The sequence below is a fragment of the Herbaspirillum sp. NPDC101396 genome, assembly GCF_044767365.1.
Lineage (GTDB): Bacteria > Pseudomonadota > Gammaproteobacteria > Burkholderiales > Burkholderiaceae_D > Herbaspirillum.
The window spans coordinates 47,016-65,426 of the sequence record NZ_JBIWNT010000005.1 but is presented as its reverse complement, the minus strand read 5'-3'; the positions used below and the strand labels follow the sequence as shown (position 1 = coordinate 65,426).

At 60.4% G+C, this 18,411-nt stretch carries 17 protein-coding genes and 1 riboswitch; of the genes, 11 read left to right on the top strand and 6 right to left on the bottom strand.

Annotation, left to right across the window (positions count from 1 at the left end; translation table 11 throughout):
* The first annotated feature begins 3 nt into the window (after positions 1 to 3).
* From ACIROY_RS17695 to ACIROY_RS17680, 4 genes are read left to right on the top strand one after another with little or no spacing between them, the layout of a single operon-like run.
* Entirely contained in the window at positions 4 to 1,284 is a 1,281-nt protein-coding gene (locus ACIROY_RS17695) for an MFS transporter (protein WP_402342848.1), read from the top strand.
* Positions 1,281 to 1,826: a DUF3833 domain-containing protein gene (locus ACIROY_RS17690; RefSeq protein WP_402275097.1), complete on the top strand. Its 546-nt coding sequence runs from the start codon at positions 1,281 to 1,283 to the stop codon at positions 1,824 to 1,826. The genes ACIROY_RS17695 and ACIROY_RS17690 overlap by 4 nt, the downstream gene beginning before the upstream one ends.
* A gap of 11 nt (positions 1,827 to 1,837) precedes the next feature.
* Entirely contained in the window at positions 1,838 to 2,620 is a 783-nt protein-coding gene (locus tag ACIROY_RS17685) for an SDR family NAD(P)-dependent oxidoreductase (protein WP_402342845.1), read from the top strand.
* Between the two features lie 5 nt (positions 2,621 to 2,625).
* Positions 2,626 to 3,084 (top strand): nuclear transport factor 2 family protein, encoded by a 459-nt coding sequence (locus ACIROY_RS17680; protein WP_402342842.1) that lies wholly within the window; start codon positions 2,626 to 2,628, stop codon positions 3,082 to 3,084.
* Here ACIROY_RS17680 and ACIROY_RS17675 read toward each other — a convergent pair.
* The 3 genes from ACIROY_RS17675 to ACIROY_RS17665 form a co-directional block, all read right to left on the bottom strand.
* A complete protein-coding gene (locus tag ACIROY_RS17675) occupies positions 3,065 to 4,036 on the bottom strand; it encodes a phosphate/phosphite/phosphonate ABC transporter substrate-binding protein (protein WP_402342839.1) in 972 nt (323 codons plus the stop codon). The two genes, ACIROY_RS17680 and ACIROY_RS17675, sit on opposite strands and share 20 nt — an antisense overlap.
* Positions 4,033 to 6,291: an EAL domain-containing protein gene (locus ACIROY_RS17670; RefSeq protein ID WP_402342836.1), complete on the bottom strand. Its 2,259-nt coding sequence runs from the start codon at positions 6,289 to 6,291 to the stop codon at positions 4,033 to 4,035. Before ACIROY_RS17670 ends, ACIROY_RS17675 begins: the two co-directional genes overlap by 4 nt.
* 321 nt (positions 6,292 to 6,612) lie before the next feature.
* Complete coding sequence (locus ACIROY_RS17665) at positions 6,613 to 8,226, bottom strand: glucan biosynthesis protein (protein ID WP_402342833.1); 1,614 nt, start codon at positions 8,224 to 8,226, stop codon at positions 6,613 to 6,615.
* A 92-nt stretch (positions 8,227 to 8,318) separates the two neighbouring features.
* Between ACIROY_RS17665 and ACIROY_RS17660 the strand changes: the two genes are divergently transcribed.
* Positions 8,319 to 8,492 (top strand): hypothetical protein, encoded by a 174-nt coding sequence (locus tag ACIROY_RS17660; RefSeq protein WP_402275082.1) that lies wholly within the window; start codon positions 8,319 to 8,321, stop codon positions 8,490 to 8,492.
* A gap of 18 nt (positions 8,493 to 8,510) precedes the next feature.
* Positions 8,511 to 8,660, top strand: a riboswitch (yybP-ykoY riboswitch).
* Between the two features lie 173 nt (positions 8,661 to 8,833).
* Complete coding sequence (locus ACIROY_RS17655) at positions 8,834 to 9,409, top strand: TMEM165/GDT1 family protein (protein ID WP_402342830.1); 576 nt, start codon at positions 8,834 to 8,836, stop codon at positions 9,407 to 9,409.
* 75 nt (positions 9,410 to 9,484) lie between these two features.
* Here the strand turns inward: ACIROY_RS17655 and ACIROY_RS17650 are convergent, their stop codons facing one another.
* On the bottom strand, positions 9,485 to 10,552 hold the full coding sequence (locus ACIROY_RS17650; protein WP_265211426.1) for a type II asparaginase: 1,068 nt from the start codon (positions 10,550 to 10,552) through the stop codon (positions 9,485 to 9,487).
* Between the two features lie 603 nt (positions 10,553 to 11,155).
* Here ACIROY_RS17650 and ACIROY_RS17645 point away from each other — a divergent pair.
* On the top strand, positions 11,156 to 12,655 hold the full coding sequence (locus tag ACIROY_RS17645) for an AMP nucleosidase (protein ID WP_402275078.1): 1,500 nt from the start codon (positions 11,156 to 11,158) through the stop codon (positions 12,653 to 12,655).
* Positions 12,656 to 12,742: 87 nt separating this feature from the next.
* Here ACIROY_RS17645 and ACIROY_RS17640 read toward each other — a convergent pair whose 3' ends face one another.
* A complete protein-coding gene (locus ACIROY_RS17640) occupies positions 12,743 to 13,957 on the bottom strand; it encodes a YbfB/YjiJ family MFS transporter (RefSeq protein ID WP_402275076.1) in 1,215 nt (404 codons plus the stop codon).
* Positions 13,958 to 14,178: 221 nt separating this feature from the next.
* On the opposite strand from ACIROY_RS17640, the gene ACIROY_RS17635 reads away from it, so the two are divergent.
* A complete protein-coding gene (locus ACIROY_RS17635; RefSeq protein ID WP_402342826.1) occupies positions 14,179 to 15,042 on the top strand; it encodes a LysR substrate-binding domain-containing protein in 864 nt (287 codons plus the stop codon).
* 173 nt (positions 15,043 to 15,215) lie between these two features.
* Here ACIROY_RS17635 and nhaR read toward each other — a convergent pair whose 3' ends face one another.
* Positions 15,216 to 16,127 carry a transcriptional activator NhaR gene (nhaR, locus tag ACIROY_RS17630; protein ID WP_402342823.1) on the bottom strand — a complete coding sequence of 304 codons (912 nt, stop codon included), beginning with the start codon at positions 16,125 to 16,127 and terminating at the stop codon, positions 15,216 to 15,218.
* A gap of 113 nt (positions 16,128 to 16,240) precedes the next feature.
* On the opposite strand from nhaR, the gene ACIROY_RS17625 reads away from it, so the two are divergent.
* The 3 genes from ACIROY_RS17625 (at position 16,241) to ACIROY_RS17615 (ending at position 18,403) form a co-directional block, all read left to right on the top strand.
* On the top strand, positions 16,241 to 16,555 hold the full coding sequence (locus tag ACIROY_RS17625) for a zf-TFIIB domain-containing protein (protein ID WP_402342820.1): 315 nt from the start codon (positions 16,241 to 16,243) through the stop codon (positions 16,553 to 16,555).
* Positions 16,556 to 16,599: 44 nt separating this feature from the next.
* Complete coding sequence (locus tag ACIROY_RS17620) at positions 16,600 to 17,565, top strand: TerC family protein (RefSeq protein WP_402342817.1); 966 nt, start codon at positions 16,600 to 16,602, stop codon at positions 17,563 to 17,565.
* Positions 17,566 to 17,665: 100 nt separating this feature from the next.
* Positions 17,666 to 18,403: a transposase gene (locus ACIROY_RS17615; protein WP_402275065.1), complete on the top strand. Its 738-nt coding sequence runs from the start codon at positions 17,666 to 17,668 to the stop codon at positions 18,401 to 18,403.
* The last annotated feature ends 8 nt before the right edge of the window (positions 18,404 to 18,411 follow it).

Below are 18,411 nucleotides of genomic sequence, written 5' to 3'. Positions count from 1 at the left end.
CCAATGAAAAGCGAAAGCTGGCTCCGCTACATCGCTTACGGCCTGCTCGGTCTGCCGCTGGCGATGTCGGCCCTGCCTGTGTACATCCAGGCGCCGCTGTATTACACCACCTATCTCGACGCGACGCTGGCCGGCACCGGCTGGGTGCTGTTCCTGGCCCGCATCGTCGACACCGTGCAGGACCCGTGGCTGGGGCAATGCATAGACCGGTTGCATGGCGCTCGGCTGAACTTGTGGATGCTGCTCGCCGGCGTGTTGCTGGCGCTGGCGTTCTTCGGCATCTGGTTGCCGCCCGACGTGGTCCGCAGCTCCGGCGTTTATTTGCTGATCTGGCTGGGCGTCATGCTGATCGTCGCCTACACCGCGCACAGCATGCTCAATATCGCCTATCTGGCATGGGGTTCGCGCCTGTCGGAAGATGCCGGCGGTTTGCTCGGCGCTTCCGCCCTGCGAGAGCTGATGGGTTTGCTGGGCGCTGTGCTGGCCAGCGTGATTCCGGGTTTCATCATGGTGAGCGGCGCACGCAGCGAAAGCGGGTTCACCCTGTATTCGGGCGCATTCGCCGCCGCCCTGGCCGTATCGCTGGCCGCCTTGCTGTGGCTGGCGCCGCGCTGGAACAAGGTGGCGGCGCACGCGGGCGGCTGGCGCAGCGCCATGGCGACCATGAAAGCCAATCCCGGATTTCGCCGACTGCTGTTGCCGTACTTCCTGAACGCAGTATCGGTGGCGATACCGGCGACGCTGGCGCTGTTTTTCATCGGCGACAGATTGCAGGCGCCGGGTTACGCCGGTGCATTTCTCGCGACGTATTTTCTGTCCACCGCGATCGGCTTGCCGCTCTGGATAGTGGTCGCCAAACGCTTCGGCGTATTGCCGGCCTGGCGCGCGGGCATGCTGTTGGCAATCCTCGCTTTCGGCGGCACGGTGCTGCTGGGAGCCGGCGATATCTTGCCCTACGGCGCAGTCTGCGTGGCGGCCGGCCTGGCGCTGGGAGCCGACCTGGCCCTGCCGCCGGTATTGCTGGCCAGCGTCATCGGCAGGCACGAAAGCACCGCCGCCTATTACGGCGTCTGGACGCTGTTGGCGAAGCTGGCGCTGGCGATTTCCGGACTTGCCCTGCCGCTGCTGGCGCTGCTGGACTACCAACCCGGCGTGGGTGGAAGTGCAGCGTTGGGATGGGTCTACGCCGCCGTGCCCTGCGTGTTCAAACTGATCGCTTTGCTGTTGCTGAAAACGGCGCCCGCATCCGATCCTCTTGCTGTTTCACCGGAGACCGTCTCATGAATATCCTTCGCCGTTTTACCTCGCTGTCGCTGCCCTTGTTCCTGCTACTGTTGCTCGGCGCCTGCGCCGGGACCGATGTCTCGCACTACGCAAAGAATGAGCCGGTGTTCGATCCGGTGCAATTCTTCAGTGGCAAGACCGACGCCTGGGGCATGTTCCAGAAGCGCGGCGGCGAAGTCGTCAAGCGTTTCCATGTCGAGATTACCGGCAGCGAACAGGGCGGCAAGCTGACGCTGGATGAGCGCTTCCGTTATGACGACGGCAGCACCCAGCAGCGCGTCTGGACCTTGACCAGGCAAGCCGACGGCAGCTGGCGCGGCACCGCCGGCGATGTGGTCGGCGAAGCGGTCGGGCACGCTGCCGGCAATGCGCTTAACTGGCGCTACACGTTGTTGCTGCCGGTCGACGGCAAGACCTACGAAATGCACATGGACGACTGGATGTATCAGATGGACCAGCACACCATGATCAACCGCACCAGCATGAGCAAGTTCGGACTGGAAGTCGGACAGGTGACGCTGTTCTTTCGCAAGCAGGACTGACGGAGATGACGATGTTTAGTCCAATGAACAAGCCGGTGCACGATTGGACCGGCAAACGCGTCTGGCTGATCGGCGCCTCCAGCGGCATCGGCGCCGCGCTGGCCAAACAGGCGCTGGCGATGGGCGCGCAAGTGGCGATCTCGGCGCGCCGGGTGGAAGCCTTGCAGCTGGTCGCGGGGACCAGCAACAACGCCTTGATCGTACCGTTCGACGTGCTCGACCACGCCGCCTGGCGTGCACGGCATGCAGAGATCTGCGCTGCATTCGGCGGCGTCGACCTGATGCTGTTCTGCGCCGCCGATTATCGTCCCGAGCGCAGCTGGGAAGTCAGCGACGACCTTGCCGAGCAGACCATCAAGACCAACCTGGTCAGCGTTTATTCGGCTTTGTCCAGCGTGCTGCCCGACATGCTGGCGCACGGCAGCGGCGGCATCGCGCTGGTGGCCAGCGTGGCCGGCTACATGGGCTTGCCCAATGCCAGCGTCTACGGACCCGGCAAGGCGGCCTTGATCAATCTGGCCGAGATCCTCTATAGCGACCTGCACAGCAAGGGCATCAACGTCTATCTGATCAATCCCGGATTCGTAAAGACCGGCCTGACCGAGAAAAACGACTTCGCCATGCCGGCCCTGCAAACGCCCGCTGCCGCTGCGAAGGAAATATGGCAAGGCATCGCCGAAGGACGGTTTGAAATCCATTTTCCGCGCCGCTTTACGCGTATCCTGAAGCTGGTCCAGATGCTGCCATATCGCTGGCGCTTCGCCTTGTTCCACCGCTTTCTGCACATGACATGACTGACATGACTGACACGAGATTCAAAGACCGGCTCGATGCGCTGGCGCAGTGGTACGTCACGCTGACACGACAGAGCGTGCGCCATATCGGCCAGTTCTATGCGCCTGAAGTGCATTTCAAGGATCCGTTCAACGATATTCGCAGCATTGCTGCGATGATCGCCGTGTACGAACACATGTTCGACACGACTGACAATCCGCATTTCATCATCCACGACCGTATTGTCGACGGTGATCAGGCCTTCATCACCTGGGTGTTCGAGTTCAGACTCAAGGGCAAGCACTACAGCATCGCCGGTGGCACGCATCTGAAGTTCAACGCCGAAGGCCTGGTCGTGCTGCATCGAGACTACTGGGATGCAGCGGAAGAACTGTTCCAGAAATTGCCGGTGATCGGCGCACTGATACGCTGGCTGCGCAGATTGTTCGAGACCAGGATCGACCTCACGGCAGGCCGCGGATGATGTCGTAGTTCTTGTCCAGCACGGGCACGAACTCCTGGGCGCGCAGATTGTTCAGCGTCGCCTGCAGGTTGCTGCTCTTCTTGTTGAAGAAAACGGCACGGATTTTCTTCCGGATGTCGTCGCACAGCTGGCCGCGATACACGAAGGGATCGAACGGAATCGGGGCCGATTTCCACAGCACGCGCAGGTCCGCGCGTTTGACCTTGCCGGCGGCGATCAGCGCGCCGAGATTGGCGCTGGCGACGAAGGCGGCGTCGACTTCCTGGCTGAGCACGGCGCTGACCGATTGCTCATGATTGCCGGAGTAGCCGATGCGCGAAAAATACTTGTCCAGAGTGGTGCCCAACTGACGCGCAAACACATGCAGCGGAATCAGCGCACCCGAGGTGCTTTCCGGATCCGCCAGCGCCAGCCGCTTTCCCTTCAATCCCGAGATCGAGCCGACCGGCCCGTGCTGGCGCACGATCAGCAGGGAATAGTAAGCCGGCGTATTGCCGTCGCTGAAGGCATCGGCCATGCGCATCAGTGTCGCGAATGGCGTGATCTGCGGATCGCTCTTGTGCGCCGAGACGTAAGTTGCAGGGCCGAGCCGTGCGACGTCGACGGCGCCTGCCAGCAAGCCTTCATTGACGGCGCCGTAGGATGCCGGCGTGATCACTTCAACCGGGACGCCGAGCGATTTCTCCAGATCGTTGAACAGCGGCTTCAGGGCGGCGCCATCGTCCTGCAATTCACCCTGAGGCACAAACGAGAAGCGCAGTCGCACCGGCCGCTCGCATTGGGCGGCGTCGGCCGGCAGGCTGTTGAGCGTCAGGATCAGCAACACGATCAGCGCCGACAGCGGAAACAAGGGAAGCAGCGGCAGCGCGACGCCGCCGCGCAGGGTGTGTGGAATTTTCCGGACGGCCTGCGCCAGCCTCAGCAATGTATTCAACGCATTCAACTTGGTCATAGCGGATCGAATCTCCCTTTTTGCAATACCGGCTCAATCTGTTCCGCCGATACCGGCCGTTGCAGGTAAAAACCCTGCACCTCGTCGCAACCGATCACCTTCAGATGCATCAGCTGCTCTTTGCTTTCCACGCCTTCGGCGATGACCTTGAGGCCGAGGTTGCGCGCCAGCGAAACGGTCGAGGCGACGATCATGGCGTCGCTGTTGTCGTTGCGGATGTCGCGGATGAACGAGCGGTCTATCTTGAGCGCATAGACCGGCAGCGTCTTGATGTGGCTAAGGCCGGCGTAGCCGGTGCCGTAATCATCGAGCGAGATGCGCAGGCCTTCCGAGCGCAACTTCTCCAACACATCCTTGGCGCTGTCGATGTCATCGATGAAGCAGCTTTCGGTGACTTCGATCTCCAGCAGGAACGGCGGCAGCTTGTATTTTTTGAGCGCGTCCAGGATGGTTTCCAGCAGCAGTTCATCCTGCAATTGCTTGACCGAGACGTTGATGGCGACCGGCACCACCTTGAGGCCGCGCTTCTTCCAGTCGGCCAGCTGGCGGCAGACCGCCTTGATCACCCAATGTCCCAGCGGGATGATGAGATCGTGGTCTTCGGCCAATGCAATGAAGTCGTTGGGGAAGATCAGTCCGTGCTCGGGATGTTCCCAGCGGATCAGCGCCTCCATGCCGACGATGTCGAAATCATGCATCTCCACCTTGGGCTGGTAGTGCAGGCAGAACTCGTCGTTCTTGAGCGCCTGGCGGAAGCGGGCCAGCAACTCGAGACCGCGTGCGGCCGACGCATTGAGCGAGGCGTCATAGAAACGATAGACGCCGCTGCCGGCCTTCTTGGCGGTGTACATGGCGGCGTCGGCGCTGGTCAGCAGCTGGTCGACGCTCTGGCCGTCGCGCGGGTACAGCGCAATGCCGATGCTGGTGGTGGTCAGCACCTCATGGCCCTCGAGGTCGGCGTAGGGCGCGCTGATGGCGGCGATCAGTTCGCGGGCGATCTGGGCGACGCGTTCTTCCGCGGCGATCTCGGATACCAGCACCACGAATTCATCCCCGCCCAGCCGCGCCACCAGGTCGTATTCGCGCAATACTGCGCGCAGGCGTGTGGCAACGGTCTGCAGCAAGGCGTCGCCGACGGCATGGCCGAGCGTGTCGTTGATGACCTTGAACTTGTCGAGGTCAAGGAAGAACAGCGCGTACAACTTGCGGCTGCGGCGCGCGCGCGACAGTTCGGTGGCGGCGATTTCGTGGAACAGCATGCGGTTGGGGATGCCGGTCAGGTAGTCGTGCGAAGCCAGTTGATAGGCGCGTGATTTTTCCTGTTCCAGCTGGTCGATCAGGCCGCTCTTTTCGCGCTCCGAGTACAGCAGCTTTTCGTACAGGCGTTTGCGCCGGTGCGCGATGTTGATCAGTCCGTAGCAGAACAGCAGCACGATGACGGAGATGATGACCGCCTGGTAGCGGTATTGGCGATGCGGCGGCGCCAGCTTGCCGAGCACGAAGTCGGGATCGCGGCTGACGATGACGGCCAGCGGATAGCGATCGAGTTTGCGCTGCACGCCGATCTGCTGTTCTTGCTCGCCCGGACGCACCGCGCGGATCTCGCCGTCGGCCTTGTTGTCGACCAGGAACAGCGCATAGTCTTCACCGGCGAAATTGCTGCCTCCCGAAAGCGTGCTGCCGCTCAGCTCGGCCAGCTGGAAGCCGGTGGCGTTGAGGATCTCGATGCGGCTGCCGCTGCCGACGCTGACGTCCTTGTAGGTCTTGAGAAAGTAACCAAGGTCGAGGATCGCGGTGAAGAAGCCCTGCAATTCGTTGTTCTTGCTCTTCAGGGGGATCAGCAAGGGCACGCGCCAGGTATAGCCATCCTTTTTCAGCGGCGGGCTGATGATCATGCCGCCCTGGCGTTGCGAGTACATCAGCGACGATACGTAAGCGGCGTTGATCAGCTGGGAAAATTCGGGCTCTTCTTTTTGTCTTGCCGAGGAATACACCAGCCTGGCGTTGGCGTCGAAGATGGCCACGCGCAGATACGCCGAGTCGCCCAGGAACAGCGGCGAGAGATAGCTGGAGGCATGCGGGTCGCCGTCCAGCACCGACTGGCCGATGCGGGAATAGAGCAGCGCCTTGCTGAGGACTTCCTCGAGATTGGAAGAGATGATGGCAGCGACGTTCCTGCTGTCGGCCAGCGAACTTTCAACTGCCAGCGACTTTTCATTGCGGATGCGCGTGAAGGTGATAGACCAGATCACCATCAGCAGGAAGCAGGACAGCAGCAGATAAACCGTCGACAGCCCCCGGCCGTCTTGAAAGGCCGAGCTCAGCCAAGCCGGCCGCTTCGATAATCGTAAGCGCGGTAACCGCAATTCGTTGCCTCAATATGGAATGCCTTTGCGTGGTCGCAAAAGTGCCTTCGAGAGAGTAAGCGGCAAATGTGTCGAATTGATGACAAGGCCGCACGATTGTGAGACAAGGCCGCACAATCTTGCGCAGCGTGCGGGGAAGAAACAGAAGAAGGCCGCGCGCCGGAACGAAGCTGAACGTTCCGGCGCGGCTGAGGTGATGCCTGAAGACGCTTAATACACGCCGCGCGTCTTGAACGGCTGGTATTGATAGAGCCAGGTTTCCGACAGCGTCTGGTTCTTATGGCGCAGGTACAGGCGCAGGTCGACCGGATCGTCTCCGTCGACGGTGAGGTCGAACTGCGCACGCCAGTGGCCGGCCACGCCATTCGGCACGGCTTCCGTGAAGACATACGAGAAGCTGCCGCGCGAGGACGACAGCACCGCCTCGGGCAATTCGCCGAAGGCCAGTTTCTCCAGCGGCGCGCCCTTGAATTCGACCATGAACTTGCGCACGTTTTGCGGACGCGCCTGGCCCGGCTGGCCGCCGTTGCCGAGGCGCGTGGCGACGCAGCGCGCCAGCGGCGACGGGAACGGTTCATCCTTCAGCCAGTGCAGGCGGTAGCGCAGACGATAGCTGCTGCCGGCGGCGGCTTTGGCTTTCGGCACCCACATCGCGACGATGTTGTCGTGGATCTCATCATCAGTCGGAATTTCGATCAGTTGCACCGAGCCTTCACCCCAGCCATCCAGCGGTTCCACCCACAAACTCGGACGGCGCTCGTAATGCACGCCGTCCTGGTAGTGGTCGAAGTTGCGGTCGCGCTGCAACAGGCCGAAGCCGCGCGGATTGTTGTCGCCGAACGCCGAGGCGGTGATGCGCGCCGGGTTGTTGAGCGGACGCCAGATGTGTTCGCCGTTGCCGTTCCAGATCGCCAGGCCGTCGGAGTCGTGCACCTCCGGACGCCAGTCGGCGCCGGTGCCTTTGACGGCTTCGGAATACCACAGCATCGAGGTCGCCGGTGCGATGCCGAGACGTCCCACGTCCTGGCGCAGGAACAGTGCGCAGTCGACGTCCATGACCACATCGGCGCCGCGGCGCATGATGAACTTGTAGGCGCCGACGATGCTGGGGCCGTCGAGCACGGCGTACACCACCACGGTGTCGCTCTTGTCGGGCGGCGCTTCGAAATAGAAGTGCGTGAAGTTGGGAAACTCTTCCGGCTTGCCGGCCTGGGCGACGTCGATGGCGATGCCGCGCGCCGACAGGCCGTATTGATACAGGTCGCCGATGGCGCGAAAGTAGGAGGCGCCGAGGAAGGCGACCCAGTCATTCTTGCGCCAGTCGAGCTTGGCCTGGTCGCCGCTGCGGCTTTCCTGGAAGCGGAAGCCGGCAAAGCCGCTGCCGCGCGGCAGCTTGCGCGCCGGGCTGTCGGCCGGCATGTCGAAGTAGCTTTCGTCGTAGAGGATTTCGCGGGCCCTGGCGTTGCTTCCGGCACCTTCCAGCGTGTACATGTGCACCGGCGCCTGGAAGAAGCGGCCGAGATGGAAGAAGGTCACCGGAAATTGTCCCGGGCCGTTGGCGAACAGCGATGCATCGGTATTGAATTTGATCTTGCCGTGCGCCTCGTAGTCGATCTTGTCGAGGATATCGGCGGGCGGTTTGTTCTGCGGCTTGTAGGGCGACTGTGCGGCCGTGCGCGCTTGCGCGATCAGCGCGTCGAACGAGAAGGGCGCGGGGTTGCCGAGCTTGATGCGATTGGCGGCGAGCGCTTCGGGAGGAATGCCGAGGGCGGCGAGAGCGGCGGTCGCGGTGGCAGAGCTCAGGAAGGTGCGTCGATTGATCATGGGCAATAGATGTCGAATGAATAATGCTGCATGCAAGCAGCAAAAGGTTGGTCGGGGGTGCAGCGCGAAACATGAAGGCGATGGACCGCATCATGGAATTCGATGAACGAAGACGCTGCTGCAAAGACGGAAATCCTAGCATGACGGCGGTGCTCGCGTGGGAGCCTGGCGCCCGGATCATCATGCTTGCCAAGAGGCTACTTGATAAAGAGTCTCATGCCGGGGCTTGGTTCCTGCTTCTTTGTGTATTTTCTATGGACGCGTAAAAATTAATTGAGTAAAATTCGCGGGTCATTGGGGAGTAGTCGCCTTCCGCCCTGAGGAGGGGCTTATGTCAACATACTTGGTCCACACGACCATGGCATAAGCGGTCCTAAAACCTTTCCATGCTCTTGCTGCGAGACCATTATCCAGCGCCGTGCGGTGCTCGGAATCCTCGTGTACTTCAGTACACTCCGGTTCCTCCGCTCCGGCCGTCACTGGCTACTGGCCTCTGGCGACAGATCATGAAAAGGTGTCGCTTGACAAGACCTTTGACCACGTTGCCTCCGGAATGGCCGGGGAGAGGCGTGGTCAATCGTTTTTTGTCCGGCCATGGAGACCCCAATTGGATGCATTTCTCATTTCCACCGGCGTAGTCGCCTTAGCTGAAATCGGCGACAAGACGCAACTGCTGGCCTTTATCCTCGCTGCAAAATTCCGCAAACCGATTCCCATCATTCTGGGCGTTCTGGTGGCGACCATTGCCAATCACGCCTTTGCCGGCGCGCTCGGTGCATGGATCACATCGCTGGTCTCGCCCGAAACCATGCGTTGGGTGCTGGGCGTGTCCTTCATCGGCATGGCGATCTGGACACTGATTCCCGACAAGTTCGACGAGAGCGAAGCCAAATTCGCGCGCTTCGGCGTGTTCGGCACCACCGTGATCGCGTTCTTCCTCGCGGAGATGGGCGACAAGACGCAGGTGGCGACGGTCGCCCTGGCGGCGCAGTACCACGCCTTCGTGCCGGTGGTGGCCGGCACCACGCTGGGGATGATGATCGCCAACGTGCCGGCGGTGTTGCTGGGCGACCGTATCGCCGGCAAGATCCCGGTGCGCATCGTGCATGCCATCGCCGCGCTGATCTTCGCGATCATCGGTGTGGCGACGCTGCTCGGTGCGGGTAAATCGATGGGATTCTGATGCCCGGCGCAGATCGTTGCGCACAATAAAAAAACGGCCCGCGCTGCGGGCCGTTTTTCTTGCAACAGACGTCAATCAATACGAATAGAAGATCTTCTGGATTTCTTTGGTATCGGATGTCTTGGTCAGTGCCAGCATCAGCAGGATGCGTGCTTTTTGCGCGTTCAGCGTATCGGAAACAACGAAGTCCAGCTTGTCGTCATCCGCTTCGCCGTTACGCGCCACGATGCCTTGGCCGACGCGGCTGGCGCGAACGATGACAACGCCTTTCTTGCGTGCTTCGCTCAGCGATGGCGCCACCATGTTGTTCAGGCTGCCGTCACCCACGCCGGCGTGGATGATGCCCTTGGCGCCGGCGGCGACGAAGGCGTTCAGCGCGATCGGGTTCATGTTGGCGTAGCCGTAGACGATATCGACTTGCGGCAGCACGTCCAGTTTCGAAATGTCGAATTCCGAATCAACAGTGTGCTTGCGGGTCGACTGGCGATAGAAGAATGGCTTGCTGCCCTGGATGTAACCGAGGAAGCCGAGTTCAGGCGTCTTGAAGGTGTCCAGTGTCGAGGTGTTGGTCTTGGTCACTTCGCGTGCAGCGTTGATCTGATCGTTCAGCGTTACCAGCACGCCCTTGCCGATGGCTTCCTGGCTGCCTGCAAGCAAGACGGCGTTATACAGGTTGATCGGGCCGTCGGCGCTGATCGCTGTCGATGGACGCATCGAGCCGACGATCACCACCGGCTTCTTGCTGTGCACGGTCAGGTCGAGGAAGTAGGCGGTCTCTTCGATGGTGTCGGTGCCGTGCGTGATCACGATGCCGTCAACGTCGCTTTGCGCCAGCAGCGTGTTCACGCGCTTGGACAGCTTCAGCCAATAGTCGTTGTTCATGTTTTCGCTGGCGATCTGGAACACTTGCTCGCCCTTGACGTTGGCGACTTTCTTCAGCTCAGGTACGGCATCGATGAGCGCTTCAACGCCGATTTTTGCTGCGGTATAGCCGACGGTGGTGGTGCTCGATGCGCCGGTGCCGGCGATGGTGCCGCCGGTTGCCAGGATCATGACGTTGGGAAGTTTTTGCGCGTGCGCGATGGAGACCAGGGCGGCACAAGCCAGGATCAGAAACTGGCCGAATATTTTTTTGGAATGCATGTCGTTCCTCTTGATGAAAGTATGTTTTTTAGTCTCTTCCCCAATGCATCCCGGCGCGAGCAGATGAACGCCGGAGCTTGCCCTTGTGAGGCGCGGAGAGCAGCCAAGATAGCACTCATTGGGGCTTCTTAGAAGATATCCGCAACGATTTGGAGAAGTATTTTTATGAGGGAATCGAGGTGTCGATTTTCTGCCCGCAAGGGGTGCGCAGGATGCGCTTTTTGAGGGCGTGAGCAGCGCTCTTTTGCACTCTAATCGAACGTCTGTGGAGGCTCATCCGCATACTGAAAGGAATGCGAAAAGTCATCCAGCGCCTTGGGTGAATACTTTGAATTTTTCGTTCATCTGATTTTTGCTAATTGCAAAAATCGACACCTGAAATGTCTGATTTTATTCAACAATCGCCCTCAGCGGGAAAATGAAAGCAAGGGCGTTGTGAGGCGCGGTCAGTTTCCGGAATTCAGTTGGCCTTTTTGTTTATATAGGTACAATGAAATTGAACGTTGCCGTGATGAATCCTTGTTGAATTCATACCGAACCGCGGCGACGAATCGCGAACCTGCGAACTCGTGAATCCGTGAACCGGAATTGATTGGAGCCAAGTTGTTGACCGAAAAATTTACCGATCCGCAAGCGGCGGTCGATCGTGTGATCGAAATCTATGAGAGCAACACCGCCATCCTGCGTGACGCCTTCAAGCTGTTTGCCAAAGGCGAAGTGCTGCAGGACCGGGTGCGAGCGTGCTATCCGTTCGTGCGCATCACCACGGACAAGGTGACCCATACCGATACGCGCCAGTCGTTCGGCTTCGTCGCGGGCCCCGGCACCTATCAAACCACGCTGACGCGTCCGACGCTGTTCAAGAATTATCTGCTGAGCCAGTTCACGCTGCTGCTGCAGAATCATCAGGAGCCACTCGAGGTCGGCGTCAGCGACTTGCCGATCCCGGTGCATTTCGCCTTCGCCGAAGGCATCCACGTCGAAGGCGATCTCGATCCGGATCACCTGCGCCTGTTGCCGGATGTGTTCGATTTGCCGGACCTGGCCGAAATGGATGACCGCATCGTCAATGGCACCTACGAAGTCGACAACGGCGGCTGGCGCGACGGCGTGCATCCGCTGGCGCTGTTCACCGGGCCGCGCATCGACTATTCGCTGCATCGCCTGCGCCATTACACTGCCACCGCGCCTCAGCATTTCCAGCGTTACGTGCTGTTCACCAATTACGCGTTTTATGTCGATGAGTTCGTGCGCATGGGCCGCGAACTGATGCAGGCCACGGACGATCCGGAACTGCGCACCTATCGCCAGCAATACACCGCCTTCGTCGAGCCCGGCAACGTCACCACGCCCAACGCCAACGTCGAGGGCATGAAGGGCGTGGCCGGTTCCGGCACCGCGCCGGTACGCCAGCCGCAAATGCCGGCCTACCATCTGCAGCGCTCCGACGGCTCCGGCATTACGCTGGTCAACATCGGCGTCGGACCTTCCAACGCCAAGACCATCACGGACCACATCGCCGTGCTGCGTCCGCACGGCTGGATCATGCTCGGCCATTGCGCCGGCCTGTCGTCGTCGCAACGCATGGGCGACTATGTGCTGGCGCATGCCTACGTGCGCGACGACCACGTGCTCGATGACGACCTGCCGCTGTGGGTGCCGATCCCGGCATTGGCGGAAGTGCAACTGGCCCTGCAGGATGCTGTGGCGAGCATCACGCAACTGGAAGGTTACGAGCTCAAACGCATCATGCGCACCGGCACCGTGGCCTCGGTCGACGACCGCAACTGGGAGTTGCGCGACCATCGCACGCCTTTGCTGCGCTTCAGCCAGAGCCGGGCGATTGCGCTCGACATGGAAAGCGCGACGGTGGCGGCCAACGGTTTCCGCTTCCGCGTGCCTTACGGCACCTTGCTGTGCGTGTCGGACAAGCCGCTGCACGGCGAGATCAAGTTGCCCGGCATGGCGAATCGTTTCTACGAGCAGCGCGTGGCGCAGCATCTGAAGATCGGCATCCGCGCACTGGAATTGCTGCGCAACCATGGCGTCGAGCAGCTGCACAGCCGCAAGCTGCGCAGTTTCGGCGAGCCGGCGTTCCGTTGATTCGCTGATTCACACGCAAAGAAAGCGCCGGTGCGAGAGATCGCACCGGCGCTTTTTTCTTTTTTGTATATGTCGTTCTTTAGTTCTTTATGCCGCTGCGTACTTGCCGGGGCGACCGCGTGCGGCAAGCCAGCCATACAGTCCGGCGCCGGCCAGCAGCGTGGCAGCCGCGATCGATAGCGATGGCGTGAAGGAACCGCTGACGTGGACCAGTTTGGTCGCCAGCGGCGGCCCGACGATTTGTCCGATGCCGTAAGAGGCGGTCATCAGGCCCATCAATCCGGGCGCGTGGTGGCTGCGCAGGCGGCGCGCTTCGCGCATGGCGAACAGCGTGATGGCGGTGAACGGCAGCCCCAGCAAGATGCTGCCCAGCGCGAAGCCGAATTCGTTGGGCAGGATCGCGCTGATGATGACGCCGATGGCTTGCATGACATAACTGATTGCCAGCAGCAGGCGCTGGTCAGCATGCACCGGGATGCGTGTTGCGCCCAGCGCACCGAGCGCCACGCACAGTCCGAACAGCGGCCAGAAGAAATCGGGCCAGAACGAGCCGGGCAACGCCTGGCGCGCAATCACCGGCAAGAAGGTCGCGGTGATGATGTAGCCGAAGCCGGCCAGGCCGTAAGCCAGCACCTGCCAGCGGACTTCGCGCGTTACGACGGCCGGCTCGGTGTACTCCTGAGCGGCTGCGGCACCGGCGCGCAGGTCAACTTCTCCACGGAAGGTTTTCCACACCAGCAGCGTCAACAACGCCGCCATCACGCCGAATGCCAGCCATCCCGCCGCTGCATGCCAGCCGCCGGCCACCATGGCGCTGCTCGACAGGCCGGTCAGCATGATGCCCAGGCCGGGACCGGAATAGATGATTCCTCCCAAAGCCGGAAATTGCAATTGCGCCAGTCGCTGCAGGCACCAGCCGGAGCTGTAGACGAACACCAATGCGCTGGCCATGCCCGACAACAGGCGCAGCAGCAGCCACAGGCCTGGAGAATGGAAGGCACCCATCCCCGCCGTCAGCAGTACCGTCGCGAGCAGTCCGGCGCGGATCGTGCGCGTGGGCGGCAGGCCGCGCCAGAACGCGCACAGCAGGGCGCCGATAAAGTAGCCGAGGTAATTCGACGTCGCCAGCCAGCCGCCGCTATTGAGGTCGATGGTCTGGTCGTGCAGCATCATCGGCAGCAGCGGCGTGAAGGCAAAGCGGCCGATGCCCATCGCGACCGACAGCGCGATCAGGCCGGAAAGGGCGATGCGCAAGGCGGTCTTGCGGTTGGCTTGCGTGTCCTGGATATGCTGAGTAGTCATGTCTTCCCGTGGTGATGCCGGTCGGCGAGGGTTGTGAGCTGAAGATGCTGCCTGCCGCGGCATGTCTGTTATTGCGCGAATATTGCTGATGGCGTCATGGTAGCTTGTCTTTATCATCCTAAAAAATGAATAATAAGAATGGATTCATCTGTTTTAGGGATGTTTGATGAAAATTATTGCAACAAGGCTGGCGGCGTACGCGCCATCCACGGGAGAACAGCATGGAAATTGCCGCACTTGAAATTTTTCGCGCCGTGGTCAGCGAAGGAGGCATCACGCGCGCCGCCGAGCGCCTGCATCGCGTGCAATCGAACGTCACCACGCGCATCCGCCAGCTGGAGGAGTCGGTCGGCGTCCCGCTGTTCATCCGCGATCGCAAGCGGCTCTTGCTGACGCCGGCCGGTGAGATCTTGCTCGATTATTCCGAGCGCATCCTCGGCCTGGTGCAGGAGGCGCGCCAGGCGGTGTTGCCGCAAGGGCCGCGCGGCCGCTTGCGTGTGGGGGCGATGGAAAGCACTGCGGCCAGTCGTTTGCCCGGTCCGCTGGCGGCATTTCACCAGCGCTGGCCCGAGGTGCAGCTGGAACTGACTACGTCCGCTTCGCAGATGCTGATCGACCAGGTGCGCGCTTTCAAGCTGGACGCCGCATTAGTGGCCGGGCCCATCGATGATGATGTCTTTGTGGCAACGCCGCTGTATCAGGAAGAACTGGTGATCGTGGTGCCGCGCGGACATGCCCGGGTGAAGAGCCCGGATGACCTCACCGTCGAGACGTTGATTGTGTTCGAGCAAGGTTGCGCCTATCGCAAGCGCGCCGAACACTGGTACGCATCCGGGACGATCAAGGGGCGTCGGCCGGCGCGTTTGCTCGAGCTGGGTTCTTATCATGCAATGCTGGCATGTGTGGCGGCCGGCGCCGGGATCGCGTTTGTTCCGCGAACGATATTAAATATGCATGGACAACAGAATTTTTCGACCTATTCTTTAGGCAAGGATGGCCGCATCACCACGTATCTGATTTGTCGACATGATCAACAGACAACGGTTTACGATGCCTTGCGAACCTTGTTGCTGACTGAGTCCTGACGCTTCGCGGTGCATCGCTGAACCCCAGGTCGGATCGGCGTAACAATTTGTAAAAAACGCTGCGGTCAGGCAATGCTTTTTTTATAGTCTGGTTTCCCCCTCCATTCTCTCCCCCGAGAATGGGATTTACCCCGCGAGCCGCAAGGCGCGTGGGGTTTTTTCTTTGTGCGTCGTTATTTTCCTTGCGGGATGATCAGGCTCTCGCGGGCGGCGGACTGGATCGCCAACACTGCGGGATGCGTCAGGCGACGCTCTACCGAAATCGCGTAGAACTGTTCCGTGATCTGTTCGGTCTGGCCGATCTGCACCACGCCGAGTTGCTGCTTCAGTTGCACGGCGACCGCCGAGGGTGCGGCAAAGATGCCGGTGCCGGCTTCGCCGAACGCGTTGAGCAAAGCGCCGTCATCGAACTCGCCGGCAATCTGCGGACGTATCTTTTCCTTCTCGAACCAGCGCAGCAATCTGGGCCGCACCGCAGCGTCTTCACCTGGCATCAGGAAGGGGGCGCCATCCAGACTCTGCGGGAAATTCTTCTTGTGCACTTTGGCCAGCGCAGGCGTGGCGAAAAAGCTGGTGCTGCATTCGCCCAGCAAGTGGCTATAGCCACGCACGTCAATGTTGCCCGGCATCGGGCTGTCCGCGATGACGATGTCGAGCCGATGGATGGCGAGGTCGCCGAGCAGGTTATTGAGCTTGCCTTCGCGGCAGACGATGCGCACCGGATCTTCCAGCTTCAATGCAGTTTCCAGCAACAGGTAGGCGATGGTCTTGGGCACAGCATCGGCGACCCCGACACGGAACTGCAACGGTCTGCCGCCGGGGCGAAAGCGCATCACTTCCTCGAGTTCTTCCCCGAGGGTGAAAATCTGGTCGGCATACGCAAACACGGTACGGCCGGCGTCGTTGAGTTCCAGCTTGCGGCCGACGCGGTTGAACAGTTTATAGCCGAGCGTCTCCTCGAACAGCGTGATCTGCCCGCTGATGGTCTGCGCGGTGAGATGGAGGCGCTCGCCGGCGCGGGCGATGCCGCCGGTCTTGGCGACGGTCCAGAAGTAGTGCAGATGTTTGTAATTGAGCGCGGCCATGGTGTTTCAATACATCGGTTTTTACGAAGATAATGAAAAGTATATTCGAATTTTCAAGAGTATCGAATTTGGCTAAAGTGGCACCTGTCTATTGCACAGCCATGGAGGCCAACATGAAATGTCCCGTTTGCACTACCGTCAATCTGAGCATGAGCGATCGTCAGGGCGTGGAGATCGATTATTGCCCGCAATGCCGCGGCGTCTGGCTTGATCGCGGTGAACTCGACAAACTGATCGAACGTGCCCAGACAGCGGCGCCGCAAGTTGTTGCCGCCCGCGCGCCGGCGCCGCATCAATATGCGCCACCGCAACAGCAGCAGCGCGGCTACGACGACCGCTTCGGCCACGGCCGCGAGTACAAGGACCATTCGGATTACCGGTCGCGCAAGAAGAAGGGTTTTCTGGGCGAGATCTTCGATTTCGACTGACGTATCAATGTATCGATGCATTTGAATAACAAAGGGGAAATACCGTGAACGGTGTAGAAAGTTTTGCAAGTCCGCTGATGTGGGGCGGCTTTATCGTATTCGTGCTCGGCATGCTGGCATTCGACATGCTGGTGCTGGGCGGTCGCCATGCGCACAAGGTGACCGTCAAGGAAGCCCTTGGCTGGTCGGTGGCCTGGGTGATGCTGGCGCTGCTGTTCAGCGGTTTGCTGTGGTGGTACCTGGATCACAGCGTCGGGCGCGAATTCGCGAACCAGAAGAGCTTGGAGTTCCTGTCCGGCTACCTGATCGAGAAGTCGCTGTCGGTGGATAACATCTTCGTGTTCCTGGTCATCTTCGGCTACTTCGCGGTGCCGGCGGAAATGCAGCGGCGCGTGTTGTTGTACGGCGTGGTCGGCGCCATCATCATGCGCGCCGTGATGATCTTGCTGGGCGCATGGCTGATCGCGCAGTTCAGCTGGATCATGTACCTGTTCGGCGCATTCCTGATCGTGACCGGTATCAAGATGCTGATCTTTGCGGACAAGGAGAGCGATCTCAACGACAACCCGCTGTTGAAATTCCTGCGCAAGCACATGCGTATCAGCAATGAGTACGACGGCGAGAAGTTCTTCACCATGCGCAATGGCGTGCGCTATTTCACACCGCTGATGCTGGTGCTCATCCTGATCGAAGTGACGGACCTGGTCTTCGCGGTCGACAGCATCCCGGCGATTTTTGCGATCACGACTGACCCGTTCATCGTGTTCACGTCAAACATGTTTGCGATCATGGGTTTGCGGGCGCTGTACTTCCTGCTGGCCGACGTGGCGGACCGTTTCCACTACCTCAAGTACGGTCTGGCGCTGGTGCTGGTGTTCGTGGGCGGCAAGATGCTGCTGGCGTACTGGTTCCACATTCCGGTGATGATTTCACTGCTGGTGGTTGCTGCTATCCTGCTGGCATCGGTGCTGATCAGCCTGGTGTTGTCCAAAAAGAAAGTGCCGGCCTGATACCCGTTGGATCCATAAAGGCTGAATAAATTAGGGTCGGAGTGATTTACAATCGTGAATCGCTCCGGCTCTTTTCTTTTGATTTTTCATTCCTTTTCCTATGGCTCGTCTGCCCCGCCTGGTTGTTCCGCATCAGCCTCATCACATCATCCAGCGCGGCCACGACGGCCAGGTCGTATTTCGCGATGCTGCCGACCATGCCGCTTTCCTCGACTGGCTCAAGGAAGGGTCCAAACGCTTCAAGGTCGCCATCCATGCTTACGTCCTGATGCCGGACCACGTGCATTTGCTCGCCACGCCGGCCGATACCGACGGGCTGGCACGAATGATGCAGTGGGTAGGGCGGTATTACGTGCCCTACATCAACCAGAAATATCAGCGCAGCGGCACTCTATGGCAGGGACGCTACAAGGCGACGGTGCTGGATGCGGAGCGCTACCTGTTACTGTGCAGTCGCTACATCGAGCTCAATCCGGTGCGCAACGGCCTGGTCGGCAGCGCATTGGATTACCCTTGGTCAAGCTATATGCATCACATTGGCGCAAAGCCGGACCCATTGATTACCGATCATCGTGTGTATTGGGCGCTGGGTAATACGCCGTTTGACCGCGAAATCGCCTACAAGCTGCAGGCGGAACAGTCGCTGGAGCAGGCCGAGGTCGACGCCATCAGTCAGGCCACACTGAAGGGTTGGGCCTTGGGGGCGGAAGAGTACAAAAGCGGGCTGGAAAAGCAGGTCAGCCGCCGGGTCAGTCCGGCAAAGCGCGGCCGCCCGATGAAGAAAATTGAGGAAATTGCCCCTTCTGAAAGCGATCCAGCGGGAAGGCTGGTGGAGTAAATCTCAAT